Consider the following 19,451-nt stretch of genomic DNA (forward strand, 5'->3'; position numbering starts at 1 on the left):
AGCACCCACACATAGGTGGAGATGCCGGTGTTGTAGAACATATCCGTGGGCAGGGCCACGATGGCCTCGACCATGTCGTTCTGCAGCAGATAGCGCCGGATTTCAGATTCGCCACTGCCAGCACCACCCGTAAACAGCGGGCTACCATTGAGAATGATGCCGATCCGGGCCCCGCCATCACGCGCATCTCGCATCTTGCTGACCAGGTGCATCAGGAACAGCAGGGAGCCATCTGAAACGCGGGGTAAACCAGGTCCGAAACGACCATCGAAACCACGGTGTTTGTGCTCGTCGGTGACCTGCTTCTGAACCTTTTTCCACTCCACACCAAATGGCGGGTTACTGAGCATCAGGTCAAACTTGTTGGCAGCCAGCTGGTCATCAGACAAGGTATTCCCCAGCTTGATATTGCTGACTTCCTGCCCCTTGATCAGCATATCTGCCTTACAGATTGCGTAAGACTCAGGGTTCAGCTCCTGGCCGTGCAGGGAGACGGTGACATTCTCGCTGATCTGCTGAATGTACTCGTCGCCTTCGGACAAGAACCCACCGGTACCCGCCGTGGGATCATAGATGGTCACAATGCTGTTGGGCGAGAGTCGGTTCTCCTGTCCGGTGAGGACAAGAGAAGTGGTCAAGTGAACGATGTCCCGGGGGGTGAAGTGCTCCCCGGCAGTTTCGTTGGAGCTCTCGGCGAACTTACGGATCAATTCTTCGAAGATGATCCCCATACCGAAGTTGCTGATGGTTGCCGGGCTCAGATCGATACTGGCAAACCGCTGAACGACTTGATAGAGCAAGTTGTTGGAGCTGAGCTGCTGAACGAAGTCCTCGAAATGGAAATGTTCGAAGATCTCCCGGGCGTCCTGGCTGAACGACTGAACATAGCTCATCAGATCGTCGGCCGTCTGGCTGTCAGATAGGGTAGCCAGACTCAAGGGGGAGGCATTGAAGAATTGCTGATCGGCAGCCCGGAGCAAAAGCTTCTCGCGAACTGCATCCGGTTTGGTCTGGTGTTCCTGGGCCGCGGAGAGTACCTGAGCCTTCGTTGGCTCCAGCACACACTCCAGACGACGCAGCAGAGTAAACGGCAGAATGACGCGCCCATATTGGCTCTGCTTGAAATCACCGCGCAGGAGATCGGCAACCGACCATATAAAAGCGGCGGTTTGGGAGTGGTTGGTTTTGTCGTCAGTCATCCGTGGAGCTCCAATACAGCATGTTGTCGGGCGGCGCTTATCTCAGGCAGCCAATCCAATTCTTTTTAGTGATGCGTTCAACGTCGTTCGAGTTACACCGAAGTGAGCCGCAACTTCTGTTTTCGTGATTTGAGGGTCAGAGAGCATGGCCGCTGCTTTACGGATATCTGAGTCGGACATTGATGGTTTACGCCCACCTTTACGTCCCCTCGCCCTGGCTGCCTGAAGACCAGCCTTTGTGCGCTCTCTAATCAGATCATGCTCGAACTCAGCCAATGCGCCGAAGATATGGAACACCAGGCGTCCGCCTGAGTTGGTTGTGTCGATTGCCTCGGTAAGTGATTTGAAGCCAACTTCTCGATCATTCAGATCCTGGACGATCTCAACCAGGTCTTTCAGTGAGCGTGCCAGCCGATCCAGCTTCCAGACGACGAGAACGTCCCCTTTCCGGAGGGTACGAAGGCACTGCGACAGCTCGGGTCGCTCGCGAAGTTTGCCGGTAACCTTTTCCTGGAAGATCTGCTCGCACCCAGCTTTTTCCAAAGCGTCCACCTGAAACTCAGAGTTCTGATCCTGAGTACTGACACGCGCATAGCCTATGATCATTAAACGCACCTTTTCTAATCATAGTTTTTTGTACGTGATTTATGGACAGAAAACAACGGAAAATTGCAGGTTTTCAAGGGAGAGCTCTAGGCGTCCAACAAACGACCGTTTTCTGTAGTGAATAATTGTTTCGCTTTGAGGGTTAAATGAAAACGGACTCATCGAGTTTCAGAGGATAAGCACAACGCACCATTGAGCTTTTACGCCTGCTTAACGAGACGGACATGGGACCACTGCACGTGCCCAAATATTGCACAACAATTCTGCCTTTGAACTCCCTATGAATGCTATTTTGTGCACTCGATCAGGTTCTTTTCCGAAGCTGCGAAACTGGTTGATCAAGCATCGACTGGGTCAACCCATGCATATCAGCGTTTGCCTGCCAAATGAGGAAGCGTTCAACGAGCTTCTGATTGATAGCCTTGAGCTTTTGATTGGTTTCGGTCAGCTCTTCGATGCGCTTATTCGCCTTGTGAATGTCACTTATCCATCCCGGTTTTTCCATCGGGGCCTTCAATGCGGCTTTGCGGTTCTTCATCGCCATATCGACGGCGGGCAGTTTCATTAGGGACTGCCGAGCGCGACTGATACCCAGTTTTTCTTTGCACGCGTCTACGAGTAACGGCCACGTTAACTTTGGCTCCTGCCATTCCTCAATTAATTTGATGATGCGCTTTACATCCCTCTCCGTTAAGTGCCCCATCGCTATACCTTGATCTCATCTAGCATTGCCGACAACTCATCCAACGATGGCAACGCCTGTTGTTCAGTTTCTGCCTCAATGACTTTGGCATCGATCAACCCTGCCATTGATGCGGCATTGTTTGTCAGTGTCCAACCGTTATCGACATTCCACACGATGTCGCCGTTTTCGAGATCAGGGTTCTCCAGGGTTTGGATCAGCGCGTCACACTTATAGAGATCCATACCCACTTTTTTAGCCCATTCTGAGGCCCCAAAAATGTCGCGAGACTGCGCATCAAGCGCCTTGTTGTAGCGGCGTTTAAGGTCCTCACCCTCTTCTTTGAGATTGGCAAGTTTCACATCATCACCTTTTACACAACCGAGCTTTCCGCAGGTCAAGCACGCCCCCATTTTCGGACAGGGTTCGGCGGCAAAGTTGTGTACACAGATTCCAACGTGGGTCTGATGGATGACCCGGTCCTGATCATCCTCATGCAGATCTCTCACATCACTGAGGCTCAAAGGTTGATTTGTTTTGACCTTCTCCAACCGCTGAGCGGCATTGCTATGCTTCGTTTTGGGGTGATAGGCCGCAACAGTCTGGGTGCGCTCCTCGACGGTCTCATGGTTGTATACAGACCCCATAGTCGTGCGCCCTGAAAATGCGTCGATCAGCAACTGTGACAGGCCTGCTCTGTGCATCTCCGTGTTCAACTGGTGACGGAAGGCGTGCGTCCTCACCTTCACACCGTGGTAGCCATGGCGCTCAAAGATGCTGAGCACGGGGCCGCCTCCCAACTGGACCCTCATACGGTCTGCGTTGGCGGCGATCTCTACGCCGAGACCTTTTACCCTAGCGGGGTTGCCCGCCGTTTCATCTGCCAGAATGCCTGTGCGCACAGTGAACAGCGCATCACGGTACTTCACCCGCTCTTTGCCCTCGGTATAGGGTGTTGTGTACGGGAAGTGTTTAGGCAAGTATTTTTCACGCATCAGGACATTAAGTTTGCGCAGCGTAATTTCGCCCCTGTCGTTAAACTTATAACCCTGAACTCCAATCTTGCCCTTCATGTAGATTGATTTTCTCTTACCTGTGTCCCAACCCTCGCGTATCTCGTCCAATATCGCTTTAGCGGCTGGGCTGATCGCCCGTCGCTTCTCGACGCCCCTCAAAATGTGTTGTTTGAAAACCCCTCGCGGGCTGGCGTTTTTGGTGGACAATGCAAAAGCTGCACATGCTTCTGCATAGGTGAGCAGGTCATCGGCGCCCTTTTTTGGCACTCCTTCATGGGGTGGAAATTCATCGGGATGATCTTCCAGCCATGCGGCGTAGGCCCGCCCGTCATCGGTAACCGGTTTCAACAACGTAATGGCACGCTCTAAGACCGACTCCATCTCAGGTTTAACGACAGGTTTCAGCATTGGCTTGTTTATCTTTTCGGCGTACCAACGCAAGAACATGCGCCGATGGCCTTTATCATCCTCTTTGAACACCACGCAATCGCGCTCAACATCGGCCAACTCGCCAATGCGACTGGGCACACTGAGCAAAAAAGCGCTCGCCGATGTCACGACAATATCCATAGGAGTGATCAAATCGTTATTAAACACCTCCCCCAAAGCCTTTATCGCTTCGGTACTGGGAAGTTTCTGCTCACGATTCGCTTTTTGCTGCTTCAGCGTACCAACGGGTCTAACTTTGAGCGAAGAAGTCCACCGAAAATTAGTCTTGAGCAGCTGTTTGTCCTTCATCAGGGTGATGATCTTCTCAAGAGCCTTGCTGGTGACGTACGCCGTATTGCCTTTTACCCAATGGGTTTGCATGTATTCGCAGGCTCGATTACATACAGCCGCTGAAACTCTCGTCACATCCCGCGTACAGGTCAATTCGACCAGTGCGGCCTCAAGGGCCTTGACGGCATCTAACCAAGCCTTCATCGACTTCTTTGTCTGATAGACACGGCGGTACACCATCAATGCCTTGGCGAAGTCCGAGAAGGGGGGCGGCATCGTCACTTGAGTCGACCTAGTCGATGTAATCGCCGTGAAGGCACAACCCTCAAAACCGTGAGCATGCCAACTCTTGTCTTCCCAGCGAATACTCCTGTAAACCCGATCCGGAATTCCCTTTGGAAGGATTGCTTTTGCCCATTGAATAAACGCATTTAATTGTGCTTCGGCATCCAGGTGAATCTTCGGCTTAAAGTCGACGAAGTTAGTCATGCGCCACATCCCTCTGACTGGATTACTTGGCGCATGTCCCGACAATCGAGAATAACTTTGCGGCAGGCTAAAATGGCACGATCCCAGAGCACTCCCGTGGTTTTATCCATGGCAATTGCTTGCGCTCGACGACGCTCCAACCGCTCAAGTGCGGCAGCGTGATCCGCCTCCAAAAGTGGTTGGAATTTACCGCATCCGTAACAGGTAAAGGGCGCGTCCAGATGGCAGGCAGCATCGGCACCACAGACCGCAAGATCCTCAATCTGCCGATCCACTAGGTTCCCGTTCTTCGCTGAGGCACGATCCGTCACAATAGTGCCGGTAAACGCACCAACAACGATCGCGAGATGATCACTCATCTTCGCATCAATTAAATTCATCAACTCAACGGAGACCGCTCGGTACTTCCGGGCTGTACGAGTATCTTTGTGCATCAGTGCATTTGCCATCGACCACTCGTCCAGCCCTGCATTGGATAGGTCCGTGCCGAGGGTGTGTCTGAACCGATGGCCTCGACTGATTTTCAGCGGCTGATGTGTGCGGTGCGAAATCGGAAAATCAGCCATACGCTCTATGCGATAAAGCCAAAATCTTACCCCGCTTGCTCGGACATGAAACTCAGGTTTCGGCGCGTCTTCCAGTGCTTTTTGATTGGGGAGACCAATCAAAACTGGTGGGTTAAAAGATCCGACGCCCACCTCTTGTAACTTACGTCGAAAAAGAGGCACGTGTTTGATCGCCTTATCCCAATCGGCGCCGCTTGGATATTCTTGCCAGAGTCTGGCGAGGATTATCGCCTTATAGGCCTGCACGGTGTTGTAGAGGTCTTCATCCAGGCTAAACGTCTCTGCCTTTGCTCGCCAGCCCGCATCGTCGTCTCTTTGTTTCGCCCAAAAGAGCCTGATCTTGTAGCCCTCATCGGTTTTGATGAAATCATCAAAAACCAGCATGCGCAGCTGTACGCTGCGCTGCCCGTAAATCATCAGCAAGCGCAAATAGAGGTATTGCTCAGGGTCTAACTTAGCGTGGCAAAATTGCTCATGCGCCCACTGGTGTAGGGCGTCCTGCTCCGCCTGCGTAAAAGGGCCTTGCTCAGGGTCCAAGCTCAGGATGACATCCTTCTGGACACACTTTTTCCTCGGCAGCCCCTTGTACGCATCTATTAGGGATTGCCAAGGACGCTGTCTAACAGACTCACAGGTGTGCCAGAACTCCATGAAACTGGCCAGAGTAGCAAACTCCCCGGTGTTAAAGCGTTCCCGCAGTTCGGTCAGGTGATCTTCATTGAGGGGATTAAACCCTGCTTCCGCAGACCTCGACAGCACACTGGCAACGCCTGAAATAGTTGCCTGTGACACATCTGCCATGCGGTATGCCAAGGCGGCGTGTAACCAGCGTTGCCATTCGGACGCGACACAGACTATTGCGGCTTGCCAGTTAACAGCCCAATTACTTGCTCTGTCAGGCCACCACATCGGTTCAGAGGGCGTGAAAAACTTTCCACATTTAGCGAGGCGAGGCGCGCTCAACCACGCATCGAGGGTATCCTGCGTTGGCGCTTGGAGTGCACTGACGGGAATATTCACTTCGTAGCTCCTTTTCGCACTTTATCCTCAACATTTTCACGGATCGCCTTAAGCCTCCCGGAGCGCTTCTTCATCGCTTTATCTGCTTCTTCCTTCCAAAATTTCGCTCCGTATAGACCCGGCATGTGCGATTCAGGACTCCACCCGAACATCCAAGTAAGCGTCTTTTGAACTTGAGTTGTGCGGTCCTCTGGCGTGAGCGTTTCAAGCTCCTCGCGCATGCTTTCGAGCATCGTGTAGACCGAGTCATGCCTCAAAATGTGAGGGTGGATGTGAGCCAGCTCAGGCACTACTTCTCCGACTCGGGCAAAAACGCCATCCAGCGCTTTAATGCTCATCGCCTCGCCTTCATTTTTTCTATGAGAAACAAGCAAAAAAGGATGCTTTCTCGCCTGCGATGAACCTTGACGGGGCTTTGTGCGCCGATACTTCGACTCATATTCAATGATCGCGTCGTAGACTTCATCGGTCATGACCAGCATGCGTTCGTGGGTTTTAAATTGCGGGGCCACCCTACGCGGGTCCATGCTTTCATCTTCGATATTGACCACCGCGAGCTGACGATTGTGCCAGTGAATATCGCTAGTCTTAATCAAGAGCATTTCAGAACGGCGCAACCCCATATCGAGACCGAGCAACAAAATGATGAAGTTACGCAGCTTAATAGCTTCATTTGCAAATGGATTTGCGGGACTTTCCGGATGCATGACCTCCAACAATTGATCTCGTTCCCCATCTGTCAGCCCTTTCACCTCACCGATTCGCGTCTTTTTCCACCCTGGACTAGCAGCTTTAATCTTGCGGTTGAATCGCTTCCTAACATCGTCAACCGCTTCGTATCGCGTCAGGTCATCACCCAGCTTTTCGTATAAAAAAGCTAGGTAATCGCGCACTGCTTCAAGGCGCTGCTTCGCATGGACCTTACCAACCGATTTGTATGCAGTTGGATGCAAGCGCATACCCGCATACTTCTTAGCCAAGGTTTCCTTGTGGAACCCTGCGTCTGATACAAACCGAGAAATTTCGCTGTCCGTCAGGTAGTTTGACTTGGGACGCTGTTCTAGGCGGGAAATCAAATCGATGGATGAGAAAGCGAGAAAGCCCTCAAAAACGGCCAAGTGCTCAAGATACTTTTTCGTGGTTTCGAGGGCCTTGCCTGACAGTTCAAAGGTTGCGTACAGATTTGGGTAGTAGAGGGGAATGAGGTCTTGCACAAGCAGCTTTCTTCGCGCAGCATTCACCACTTGCTCGATAACTTGATGACCCATATTGTTCTTCCTTAAAACGTGACTTTTTTAAGTATAGTAACGAACAGGGACTTGCACAAGAAAAACTTAACTTTTTGTTTTTCTGCTTTGAGCGCTTATCATCTCCCTCAAAGCCTCATGATAACTGACTTAAAGGCGAAACAGATTATGTCGAAAAGTGACAAAATCGGGAAAACAGGCTCTTACGTATACACCATGAACCGCGTGGGCAAGGTGGTACCGCCCAAGCGGGAAATTCTGAAAGACATCTCTCTGAGCTTCTTCCCGGGCGCCAAAATCGGCGTACTTGGTTTGAACGGCGCCGGTAAATCCACCCTGCTGCGTATTATGGCGGGTGTCGACCAGGATTACATCGGTGAGGCCCGGCCACAGCCCGGCATCAATGTGGGCTACCTGCCGCAGGAGCCGGAGCTGGACGAGGAGAAGACCGTAAAGGAAATCGTTGACGAGTCCGTCGCACACGTACACAACGCTCTGGCCGAGCTGGACAAGGTTTACGCCGCCTACGCCGAGCCGGATGCGGACTTCGACGAACTGGCCAAGAAACAGGGCGAACTGGAAGCCATCATCCAGGCCACCGACGGCCACGACATCGAGCGCAAAATGGAAGTGGCCGCCGACGCCCTGCGCCTGCCGGCCTGGGACCAGAAGGTAAAAGTGCTGTCTGGTGGTGAGCGCCGCCGTGTGGCCCTGTGCCGCCTGCTGCTGTCCGGCCCGGACATGCTGCTGCTGGACGAGCCCACCAACCACCTGGATGCCGAATCTGTGGCCTGGCTGGAGCGCTTCCTGCACGATTACGACGGCACCGTTGTGGCCATCACTCACGACCGCTACTTCCTGGACAACGTCGCCGGCTGGATCCTGGAACTGGACCGTGGCCACGGCATTCCATTCGAGGGCAACTACAGTCAGTGGCTGGAGAACAAAGAGAAGCGCCTGGAGATGGAAGCCAAGCAGGAAGCCGCTCACCAGAAAGCCATCAAACACGAGCTGGAGTGGGTACGCACCAACGCCAAGGGCCGCCAGTCCAAGAGCAAGGCCCGTCTGGCCCGCTTCGAGGAGATGAGCTCCCAGGAATTCCAGAAGCGCAACGAGACCAACGAGCTGTATATCCCGCCCGGACCTCGCCTTGGCGACAAGGTGATCGAGGTGGACGGCATCAGCAAGGCCTTCGGCGACCGCCTGCTGTACGAGAACGTCTCGTTCCACGTTCCACCGGGCGCGATTGTTGGCATCATCGGCGGTAACGGCGCGGGTAAATCCACGCTGTTCAAGATGATCGCAGGTATGGACAAACCGGATTCCGGTACCATCACCGTGGGTGAAACCGTGGAACTGGCCTACGTGGACCAGATGCGCGATCTCGACGGCAGCAAGACTGTGTGGGAAGAGCTTTCCGACGGCCAGGACATCATCAAGGTCGGTAACTACGAGACCCCGTCCCGGGCCTACGTGGGCCGCTTCAACTTCAAGGGCACTGACCAGCAGAAACGGGTGGGCGACCTGTCCGGTGGTGAGCGCAACCGCTTGCACCTGGCCAAGCTACTCAAACAGGGCGGCAACGTTCTGTTGCTGGACGAACCCACCAACGACCTTGACGTGGAAACCCTGCGCGCTCTGGAAGAAGCCCTGCTGAACTTCCCGGGATCCGCCCTGGTGATCTCGCACGACCGATGGTTCCTGGACCGGGTAGCGACCCACATCCTGGCGTTCGAAGACGACGGCGAAGTAGTCTACTTCGAAGGCAACTTCACCGATTACGACGCCGACTTCAAGAAGCGCAAAGGCGACTCTGCCATGCAGCCCAAGCGTATGAAGTACAAGAAACTGGCGTAACCGATGACCGGGCCGGCCTTCGCGCCGGCCCGCTTGCCCTCCCCGATTTGCCCAACACGGAATCATGCCCATGGCCAAAGCCAAAACTGCCTTTGTATGCACCGAGTGTGGTGCCGACTATTCCAAGTGGCAGGGCCAATGTACCGCCTGCCAGGCCTGGAACACCATCAGCGAAGTACGCGGCGTCTCAGGCCCCGGCAAAGGTGCTCGCAGCGCCCGCTTTGAGGGTTATGCCGGCAGCCTGTCGGAGGTAAAAAGCCTGGACGAGGTCAGCCTGGCAGAACAGGCACGCATCAGCACCGGCATGCAGGAGTTTGACCGTGTGCTGGGTGGTGGCCTGGTGGAAGGCTCGGCGGTACTCATGGGCGGTCACCCCGGCGCGGGCAAAAGCACGCTACTGCTGCAGGCGGTTTGCCAACTGGCCGAGAAACACTCAGCGCTGTACGTGACCGGTGAAGAATCCCTGCAACAGGTGGCCATGCGCGCCAAGCGCCTGGGCTTGCCCACCAAAGACCTGAAAATGCTCTCGGAAACCTCCGTAGAACGCCTGATGCAGGTGGCGGAAGCGGAAAAACCCCGCATTCTGGTAATCGACAGTATCCAGGTAATGCATGTCGCGGACATTGAATCCGCCCCTGGCTCGGTATCCCAGGTTCGGGAAAGCGCCGCCTTTCTGACCCGCTTTGCCAAGCAAACCGGCACCATCCTCTTGCTGGTGGGGCACGTCACCAAAGATGGCAGCCTGGCGGGGCCGAAGGTGCTCGAACACATGATTGACTGCTCGATCCTGCTGGAGGGCTCCAGCGACAGCCGCTACCGAACCCTGCGCGGCATCAAGAACCGCTTCGGCGCGGTTAATGAGTTGGGCGTGTTCGCCATGCTGGAACAAGGTCTGAAGGAAGTAAAAAACCCCAGCGCCATCTTCCTGAATCGAGGCGAGGAAGCGGCGCCGGGCAGCGTAGTGATGGTCGTCTGGGAAGGCACTCGGCCGATGCTGGTGGAGATTCAGGCCCTCGTGGACATGGCTCAGGGGAGCTACCCGAGACGGGTAGCGGTAGGGACTGACCAGAACCGCTTAGCGATGCTTCTGGCCGTGCTGCACCGCCATGGCGGCATGCATGTGGCTGATCAGGATGTGTTTGTGAATGTGGTGGCCGGTGTAAAGGTCAACGAAACCAGTGCGGATCTTGCTTTGCTGTCAGCTGTGGTTTCGTCATTCCGGAATCGGGCGCTGCCGCAGGATCTGGTGATTTTTGGCGAAGTTGGCTTGTCTGGCGAGATCCGGCCGGTACCAAGCGGCCAGGAGCGTATCTACGAGGCGGCCAAGCACGGTTTTACCCGGGCTTTGGTGCCCAAGGCCAACGTTCCGCGTAAGCCTGTCGATGGCATGAAAGTGATTCCGGTGACCAAGCTTTCGGATGCTCTTTCGGCTCTTGAGGAGCTTTGAGTTTTGGCCCTAGCCTTCTGGCTTTAGCGTCGGGCTGCTGTTGGAGAACGCTTCAAAAAACCGCTACGAGCCCCCGCAAGCGGGTCCGGCCAGCAATCATAGATTGCTGTCGTTCGGCTGCACATGAAGCTTCGCTTCATAAACGCTTGCCTCACCCATGTGCGCTTCTCTCCGGCCATCCATGGCCTCCGAAATTTTTTGAAGCGTTCTCCAACACCAGCCTAGCAACCTGAGTGAAATAGCCCGCAATAACCAAACATTGGACCTATCCACATCAAATCCCCGCAAAACTATCAATCAATGAGATGCGCAAACTCTCTCTCCAAAAGCGCCTGATCCCCCAGATTCAGCTCTACCAACCGCTTCAAATGCGATGCACTGTCCAGATCAATGTACTGGCAGCGAAATCCCAGCCGATGATCCTCCACATGCTTCAGCTCCACCGCCATCACAATCGCAGCTTCATGTTCATTCAGGTGAATCACCACCTCACAGGGCTTATTCAACGGAACCTTCCAGCCTTCTGGCCGCTGAACCAACACACCCTTCAGGGAAATATCCAACACCTCCGTTGACCACACCTGGTCCTGACAATGCAGCTCACAGGGGGCATCGAAACTGATTCGGTGAAACCCGCGTTTTTCTGAGGTTTTAGCAGACAAGGGAATGCTCCGGATCAAAAGTCATTGCTTTCTATGACTATAGACCGGGCACAAAAGGGAGTACAGCAAAGAACCTCCAGCAACCACAGCGAGAGAAGCCACCGTCCGAAAACGCTGCATCCATTCTAGAGAGGATACTTCCAGAGGGTTGATTAGCGGGCTGGTGGAACGGCCTCCGAAAAATGTCGGAGGCCATGGATGGCCGGAGAGAAGCGCACAGGGAAGTGCTCGTAGCGGTTTTTCGGAGGCCGTTCCACCAGCCCGCAAGCACCAAGCTCGCAGGCTACAAATGACGGCAATCTCCTAGTTTAGCTTCGCTGGTGATACTGCCCACTAAGCTCAACAACCGCCTCAATAAAAGCCCCGGCATGCTCCGGATCCACATCCGGCGTAATCCCATGCCCAAGGTTGAACACATGCCCCGAGCCAGAACCATAGCGCTTCAGGATATCCGCCACCTCCTGGCGAATGCGCGCCTTCGGCGCATACAGCATGGCCGGGTCCATGTTGCCCTGCAGGGCCACCTTGTCGCCCACGCGGGCACGGGCGTTACCGATGTCCGTCGTCCAGTCCAGCCCCACAGCATCGGCGCCACAATCAGCGATAGACTCCAGCCACTGACCACCGTTCTTGGTGAAAACAATCACCGGCACACGGCGACCTTCGCGCTCGCGAATCAGACCATCAACAATCTTCGTCATGTAGCGCAGGGAAAACTCTTCATAGGCCCAGCTACTCAACACACCACCCCAGGTATCAAAAATCTGCACAGCCTGGGCGCCGGCCTTGATCTGGCCATTGAGGTAGTCAATGACCGAATCCGCCAGATGGTCCAACAGACGATGCATCACCTCCGGCTGACCGTACATCAACTTCTTGGCCTCCGAGAAGGTCTTGGAAGATCCACCTTCAATCATGTAGGTAGCCAGAGTCCAGGGACTGCCAGAGAAACCAATCAGCGGCACGCGGCCATTCAGCTCCCGGCGAATGGTAGACACCGCATTCATCACGTAGTCCAGGTCAGACTCGGCATTCATCCTGGGCAGTGCATCCACATCTGCTTCCGAACGGATGACCTTACCGAATTTCGGGCCTTCGCCGGTTTCGAAATAGAGACCCAGCCCAAGAGCATCGGGAATGGTCAGAATGTCCGAAAACAGGATGGCGGCATCCAGGGGGTAACGCTCCAGCGGCTGCAGGGTAACCTCACAGGCCAGCGGGGTGTTTTTGCACAGACTGAGGAAGTCGCCGGCCTTGGCCCGGGTTGCGCGGTATTCCGGCAGGTAGCGGCCTGCCTGGCGCATCATCCACACCGGGGTGCGGTCTACAGGCTGGCGCATCAGGGCACGCAGGAAGCGATCGTTCTTCAGCTCGGTCATAGAATTTCCCGTTCTCGTCGGTAAAAATTGGTCAGAGACAATGGGGAGCAATGATACCCCGTTTGTACGAATAAAAAAGGGCGGCTTACCCTTAGCAAGCCGCCCTTTCTGACTCTGGTCAATCCAGCGTTAAACGTCCAGGTAGTCCAGGATGCCTTCGGCCGCCTGACGGCCTTCCCAGATTGCGGTAACCACCAGATCCGAGCCACGCACCATGTCGCCACCAGCGAAAATCTTGGCATTGCTGGTCTGGAACGGGAACTCGGCCTCTTCTGCCGCAGTAACCCGACCGGAGTCGTCCGTGTTCACGCCCAGCTCTTCAAACCAGGGTGCCGGGCTCGGGCGGAAGCCGAACGCTACCAGCACGGCATCAGCCGGAATCACTTCCTCACTGCCCGGAACCACTTCCGGACGACGACGGCCGTTTTCGTCCGGCTCGCCCAGCTCCGTGGTGACTACCTTTACACCCTCAACGCGGTCTTCACCGATGATGGCGATGGGCTGACGGTTGAACAGGAACTTGACGCCCTCCTCTTTCGCGTTGGCCACTTCCCGACGGGAGCCTGGCATGTTGGCCTCATCGCGGCGATAGGCACAGGTCACGCTCTCGGCCTGCTGGCGAATGGAAGTCCGGTTACAGTCCATAGCGGTGTCACCACCACCCAGCACCACAACACGCTTGCCTTTCATATCGATGAAGTCAGATTCCTTTTTCTCGAAACCCAGGCGACGGTTAACATTCGAAATCAGGAACGGCAGGGCGTCATAGACACCCGGCAGCTCCTCACCGGGGAACCCACCTTTCATGTAGGTGTAGGTACCCATGCCCATAAAGACGGCATCGAACTCTTCCAGGATCTTGTTCAACTGAACGTCTTTACCCACCTCGGTACTCAGACGGAACTCCACGCCCATTTCCTCGAACACCTTGCGGCGGCGGGACATGACGGATTTTTCCAGCTTGAACTCAGGAATACCGAAGGTCAGCAGGCCACCGATCTCCGGGTAACGATCAAACACCACAGGCTTGACGCCGTTGCGCACCAGAACATCAGCACAACCAAGCCCTGCGGGGCCAGCGCCAATCACAGCCACCTTCTTGTCAGTCCAGGTGACATTGGACATATCCGGTTTCCAGCCCAGCGCAAATGCGGTGTCGGTAATGTACTTCTCAACAGAACCGATGGTAACCGCGCCGTAGCCGTCATTCAGGGTGCAGGCACCTTCACACAGGCGGTCCTGCGGGCACACACGACCACAGACTTCCGGCAGGGAGTTGGTCTGGTGGCACAGTTCCACCGCCTTCATGATGTTGCCCTCCGACACCAGCTTCAGCCAGTTCGGAATATAGTTGTGTACCGGGCACTTCCATTCACAGTACGGGTTACCACACGCCAGGCAGCGATGGGACTGGGAGGCCGCATGGGTTTCGCTGAACGGGTGATAGATTTCCCCGAATTCCTTTTTGCGCTTCTTGGCAGGCACCTTCTTCGGGTCTACCCGCCCAACTTCCACAAACTGAAAGTCATTGTTGAGACGTTCTTTCATGTTGCCACTCTCATCAGCTCGATTTCGACGGGGGCCGCACCGGAGTGCGACCCATCAACCTTGTTGGACCTGCCCGTTATTCCGGACGGGCGCGGGTGCTTGCCAGCAGGCTGCGAAGGTTCGCGGCCTTGGGCTTGACCAGCCAGAAACGGCCGATGTAATCGTCGAAATCTTCAAGTAGGTGCTCTGCCCAGGCACTTCCGGTTTCGGAGATGTGCTCCCGGATCACGCCACGCAGGTGGTTCCGGTAGGCTTCCATGTCTTCACGGGAAATACGCTGGATCTCAACCAGTTCATGGTTGTACTTGTCCACAAAGGTGTTGTCCAGGTCCAGCACATAGGCGAACCCGCCGGTCATGCCGGCACCAAAGTTGTAGCCGGTGGACCCCAGCACGGTGACCAGACCACCCGTCATGTATTCGCAGCAGTGATCGCCAGCACCTTCAACCACGGCATGGGCGCCGGAGTTACGAACCGCAAAGCGCTCACCGGCGGTGCCGGCCGCAAACAGCTTGCCACCAGTTGCGCCATACAGACAGGTGTTCCCGACAATGGAGGTTTCCTGGGTCTCGAAATCACTACCACGGGGCGGCTTGACTACCAGCTTACCGCCGGTCATGCCTTTACCCACGTAATCGTTAGCATCACCCTCCAGAATCAGGTTCAGACCACCGACGTTCCAGACACCGAAACTCTGGCCAGCGGTGCCGGTCAGGTCCAGGGTGATGGGCGCATCGGTCATGCCCTGATTGCCGTAACGGGCGGCAATCTCGCCAGACAGGCGTGCACCAATGGAACGGTCACAGTTGGTCACCCGGTAACTCCAGGCACCGCCGGACTTCTCGGCGATGGCAGCAGCGGTGTCCTGCACCATCTGCTCCGCCAGCTTACCTTCATCGAAGGGCTTGTTGCGTTCAATCTGACAGGTGTGCGGCTTGTCAGCCGGAATGTGGTCATTCTGCAGCAGACGGGTCAGATCCAGCTTCTTCTGGCGCTCGGTATTACCCGGCAGACGCTCCAGCAGGTCAACACGGCCGACCAACTCTTCCAGAGAACGCACACCCAGCTTCGCCAGCCATTCGCGAGTTTCCTCCGCCACAAAGCGGAAGAAGTTCATGGCCATTTCCACGGTGCCCTTGAAGTGCTCTTCGCGCAGATAGTCGTTCTGTGTCGCGACCCCCGTCGCACAGTTATTCAGGTGGCAGATCCGCAGGTATTTACAACCCAACGCCACCATCGGAGTGGTACCGAAGCCAAAGCTCTCCGCGCCCAGAATCGCGGCTTTCACCACGTCCAGACCAGTCTTGATGCCGCCGTCGGTCTGCAGGCGAATCTTGCCTCGCAGATCATTGGCGCGCAGCGCCTGCTGGGTTTCCGTCAGGCCCAGCTCCCAGGGGGAGCCTGCGTAGCGGATTGAGGTCAGCGGACTGGCTGCGGTACCGCCGTCATAACCGGAAACCGTAATCAGGTCGGCATAAGCCTTGGCAACGCCCGCGGCAATCGTGCCCACCCCGGGCTCTGATACCAGCTTGACCGACACCAGCGCCTCCGGGTTCACCTGTTTCAGGTCGAAGATCAGCTGCGCCAGATCTTCAATGGAGTAGATGTCGTGGTGCGGCGGTGGCGAAATCAGGGTGACACCCGGCACCGAGTAACGCAGGCGCGCGATCAGGTCATTCACCTTACCGCCCGGCAACTGGCCGCCTTCACCCGGCTTGGCACCCTGAGCCACCTTGATCTGCATAACATCGGCGCTACGCAGGTACTCAGCGGTCACACCGAAACGACCGGAAGCCACCTGTTTGATCTTGGAACGCTTGTTAGTGCCGTGACGAGCCGGGTCTTCGCCGCCCTCACCGGAGTTGGAACGACCACCCAGCGTGTTCATGGCCACGGCCAGAGCCTCGTGCGCCTCCGGCGACAGGGCACCGAGAGACATCGCCGCAGAGTCAAAACGCGGGAAAATGTTTTCCACTGGCTCCACGTCGCTCAGGTCAATTGACTGGATGCCCTCACGGAACACCAACAGGTCGCGCAGGGTGGCAACCGGGCGCTCATTGACCAGACCGGCGTATTCCTTGTAGGTGCCATAGTCGCCACTGATCACGGCATCCTGCAGTTTGCCCACCACATCCGGGTTGAAGGCGTGGTATTCCTGACCATGCACGTACTTGAGCAGGCCGCCCTGGGAAATAGGCTTACGGGGCTTCCAGGCAACCGCGGCCAACTGCTCCTGATCCTGCTGGAAATCGAAGAAGTCGGCGCCCTGAATCCGGCTCGGGACGCCTTTGAAACACAGGTCTACCACATTGTCGGCAAGACCAATGGCTTCAAACAGTTGGGCACCGCGATAGGAGGTAATGGTGGAGATACCCATCTTCGACAGGATCTTCAGCAAGCCCTTGTTGATGCCCTTACGGTAATTGTTCTTGGCTTCGATCGGATCCATCAGCATTTCGCCGGTGCGAATCAGATCGTTCAGGATCTGGTACGCCAGGTACGGGTAGACCGCCGTAGCACCAAATCCGAACAGTACCGCAAAGTGATGCGGGTCCCGAGCCCAGCCGGTCTCAACGATGATGTTGGAATCACAGCGCAGACCTCTCGCCACCAGGTGATGGTGCACAGCTCCGGTGGCCATCAGGGCATTGATGGGGAGATCGCCCTGAGCCAGGTCCTTATCGCTTAGAATCAGCAACACCTTGCCATCACGCACAACTTTTTCGGCTTCGTCGCATACCCGACGAACCGCCTGCTCCAGGCCCTCTTCCGGGCGATAGCTCAGGGCGATTTTTGCCACCTCAAATCCCGGGCGATCGTTATTGCTGATCTTCAGGAACTTGGCCGGCGACAGCACCGGCGTGGTCAGGATAATCCGGTTAGCGTGCTCCGGAGACTCCTCGAAAACGTTCTGTTCCGCGCCCAGACAGGTCTCCAGAGACATGACGATGGTCTCACGGAGAGGATCAATGGGCGGGTTGGTGACCTGCGCGAATTTCTGCCGGAAGTAATCCGCCACATGGCGCACCTTGCTGGACAGAACCGCCATCGGGGTATCGTCCCCCATGGAACCGACCGCCTCCTGGGCACTCTCAGCCAGTGGGCGCAGCACCTGGTCCCGCTCTTCAAACGAGATATTGAACATCTTCTGATGAACCAGAAGCTCTTCGGATTCCATCAGCTTGAATTCCGGGGTCGCCTGATTCAGCGTGGTCTCGACTCGCAGTGCATTGTCCTTGAGCCAGCGCTTGTAGGGCTGGGCTTTTTTGAGCCGCTGGTCGATATCCCCGGTATGCAGGACCTCGCCGGATTCGGTATCGATGGCCAGCATCTGGCCAGGACCAACACGCCCCTTGGCCACCACATCGTCCGGTGAGTAGCTGTAGGTACCCACTTCCGAGGCCAGGGTGATGAAATCGTCCTTGGTAATCACCCAGCGTGCGGGACGCAGACCATTACGGTCCAGCATACACAGCGCATAACGGCCATCTGACATTACCAGGCCCGCAGGGCCATCCCAAGGCTCCATATGCATGGAGTTGTACTCGTAAAAGGCCCGCAGCTCAGAATCCATGGTATCAACATTCTGCCAGGCAGGCGGAATCATCATGCGCACCGCCCGGAACAGGTCTACACCACCTGCCAGCAGCACTTCCAGCATGTTGTCCATGCTTGAGGAGTCGGAGCCAGTCAGGTTAACCAGCGGCTGCAGGGTCTGCAGATCCGGCAAATCCGGTGAGCTGAACTTGGCTGCGCGGGCAATTGCCCAGTTACGGTTACCGTCGATGGTGTTTATCTCACCATTATGGGCCAGGAACCGGAACGGCTGCGCCAGTGGCCAACGCGGCATGGTGTTGGTCGAGAAGCGCTGGTGGAAAACACAGATGGCCGTTTGCAGATCCGGATCACCAAGATCCTTGTAGAAGTTGGCCAGATCTGCGGGCATCATCAGGCCTTTGTAGGCCAATGTCTTGTGGGAAAGACTGCAGATATAGAATTCCGGGTCTTCCGCCATATCCCGCTCGGCATGACGGCGCCCCACAAACAGGCTGATCGCGAATTCTTTCTCGGCCTTACCGCCAGGCTCTACAAACACCTGTTCAATGCGCGGCAGACAGTCCAAAGCCATCGGCCCCAGGCAGCTGTCATCAACCGGCACTTCCCGCCAGCCCATAACCTCAAGCCCCTGATCTGTGAGCCTTTTTTCTATAGCTGCTCGACCTGCAGAAGCTTTTGCGTCGTCCTTAGCCAAAAAAACCTGGCCAACTGCAAACAAGTCGCCAGGTTTTTTGCCGAAGGCTGCCTGGGCAGCTTTATAGAGGAAGGCCTTGGGGCTCTGAATAAGCAGGCCACAACCATCACCGGTCTTGCCATCGGCAGCAATGCCGCCCCGGTGGGTCATGCAGGTCAGAGATTCAATGGCTGTCTGCAACAGCTTATGGCTCGCTTCGCCCTTCATGTGGGCAATCAGGCCAAAACCGCAGTTGTCCCTGAACTCATCAGGATGATACAAGCCTGTTGTCATAAGCGTTCTCTCGCGTGTAAATGCTTCCCGCCAGCGACACTCCTGCACCAAAAAAGTGCAAAAAATACGCTGACACCGAAAAAAAGGGGGAAGGGATTTTACACACGTGAAACTACGTATACAATTTTTTTCGTAGTTTGGGACCTAAAACGCACCGGAATGGTGCAGACATCAGTAATCCTCGTAGGGTCGAATCCAAGGATTCGAGATCCTCAGCGCGTCGGGCAGACTAGCCGCCGCCGCACCTGCCTCTTCTCGGCTAGAGTATTGACCATAAACCAGCATAAACCAAGGTAAGCCCAGGCGCTCACCCTTGGTGTAGCTCAAATTCGCATCCTCGAGCGCTCGACGCAGTACATTCAACACCGTTTGTTCCTGATTGCCTGCAACAAGCTGCAGCGTCCAACCTTTACGCTGGCGTAACTGCTCAAGTGCCACAAATTTAACGGGGTTAGCTGGCACAAACTCTGGCTCTGGCTCTGGCTCTG

Annotated in this window: 13 protein-coding genes; 2 read left to right on the forward strand and 11 right to left on the reverse strand. The window is 55.6% G+C overall.

The genetic code is table 11. From position 1 onward, the window contains the following. From B3Y70_RS16220 to B3Y70_RS16245, 6 genes are all read right to left on the reverse strand, one after another. Positions 1 to 1,199: type I restriction-modification system subunit M (locus tag B3Y70_RS16220; RefSeq protein WP_288590107.1), on the reverse strand; the 1,199-nt coding region annotated here is incomplete at its 3' end. Positions 1,200 to 1,241: 42 nt separating this feature from the next. Further along, on the reverse strand, positions 1,242 to 1,805 hold the full coding sequence (locus B3Y70_RS16225) for a recombinase family protein (protein ID WP_273096316.1): 564 nt from the start codon (positions 1,803 to 1,805) through the stop codon (positions 1,242 to 1,244). Positions 1,806 to 2,109: 304 nt separating this feature from the next. Continuing rightward, positions 2,110 to 2,508, reverse strand: a complete 399-nt coding sequence (locus B3Y70_RS16230) for a hypothetical protein (RefSeq protein WP_053114395.1) — start codon at positions 2,506 to 2,508, stop codon at positions 2,110 to 2,112. A 2-nt stretch (positions 2,509 to 2,510) separates the two neighbouring features. Next, positions 2,511 to 4,712 (reverse strand): hypothetical protein, encoded by a 2,202-nt coding sequence (locus B3Y70_RS16235; protein WP_053114393.1) that lies wholly within the window; start codon positions 4,710 to 4,712, stop codon positions 2,511 to 2,513. Further along, a complete protein-coding gene (locus tag B3Y70_RS16240) occupies positions 4,709 to 6,298 on the reverse strand; it encodes a tyrosine-type recombinase/integrase (protein ID WP_053114391.1) in 1,590 nt (529 codons plus the stop codon). Before B3Y70_RS16240 ends, B3Y70_RS16235 begins: the two co-directional genes overlap by 4 nt. Continuing rightward, positions 6,295 to 7,566: a site-specific integrase gene (locus B3Y70_RS16245; RefSeq protein WP_053114389.1), complete on the reverse strand. Its 1,272-nt coding sequence runs from the start codon at positions 7,564 to 7,566 to the stop codon at positions 6,295 to 6,297. Before B3Y70_RS16245 ends, B3Y70_RS16240 begins: the two co-directional genes overlap by 4 nt. Before the next feature lie 147 nt (positions 7,567 to 7,713). Between B3Y70_RS16245 and ettA the strand changes: the two genes are divergently transcribed. Together ettA and radA are read left to right on the forward strand one after the other, a co-directional pair. Beyond that, positions 7,714 to 9,402, forward strand: coding sequence for an energy-dependent translational throttle protein EttA (gene ettA, locus B3Y70_RS16250; protein ID WP_286894593.1), 1,689 nt, complete (start codon positions 7,714 to 7,716; stop codon positions 9,400 to 9,402). Positions 9,403 to 9,472: 70 nt separating this feature from the next. Beyond that, positions 9,473 to 10,849 carry a DNA repair protein RadA gene (gene radA / locus B3Y70_RS16255; protein WP_011784357.1) on the forward strand — a complete coding sequence of 459 codons (1,377 nt, stop codon included), beginning with the start codon at positions 9,473 to 9,475 and terminating at the stop codon, positions 10,847 to 10,849. 293 nt (positions 10,850 to 11,142) lie between these two features. Here the strand turns inward: radA and B3Y70_RS16260 are convergent, their stop codons facing one another. From B3Y70_RS16260 to B3Y70_RS16280, 5 genes are all read right to left on the reverse strand, one after another. After that, the gene (locus B3Y70_RS16260; RefSeq protein WP_288590111.1) at positions 11,143 to 11,511 is read right to left on the reverse strand and encodes a PilZ domain-containing protein; all 369 of its coding nucleotides are present in this window, start codon (positions 11,509 to 11,511) and stop codon (positions 11,143 to 11,145) included. Positions 11,512 to 11,819: 308 nt separating this feature from the next. After that, on the reverse strand, positions 11,820 to 12,890 hold the full coding sequence (gene hemE / locus B3Y70_RS16265) for a uroporphyrinogen decarboxylase (protein WP_288590114.1): 1,071 nt from the start codon (positions 12,888 to 12,890) through the stop codon (positions 11,820 to 11,822). A gap of 129 nt (positions 12,891 to 13,019) precedes the next feature. After that, positions 13,020 to 14,438: an FAD-dependent oxidoreductase gene (locus B3Y70_RS16270; protein WP_011784353.1), complete on the reverse strand. Its 1,419-nt coding sequence runs from the start codon at positions 14,436 to 14,438 to the stop codon at positions 13,020 to 13,022. Positions 14,439 to 14,514: 76 nt separating this feature from the next. Then, positions 14,515 to 18,963, reverse strand: a complete 4,449-nt coding sequence (gene gltB / locus B3Y70_RS16275; protein WP_199452595.1) for a glutamate synthase large subunit — start codon at positions 18,961 to 18,963, stop codon at positions 14,515 to 14,517. Positions 18,964 to 19,134: 171 nt separating this feature from the next. Further along, a partial coding sequence (locus B3Y70_RS16280; RefSeq protein ID WP_288590115.1) for an SPOR domain-containing protein occupies positions 19,135 to 19,451 on the reverse strand: 317 nt, incomplete at its 5' end.

Origin of the sequence: Marinobacter sp. UBA5687 (assembly GCF_002420325.1) — a bacterium.
In the GTDB taxonomy this organism is placed as follows: Bacteria; Pseudomonadota; Gammaproteobacteria; order Pseudomonadales; family Oleiphilaceae; genus Marinobacter; species Marinobacter nauticus.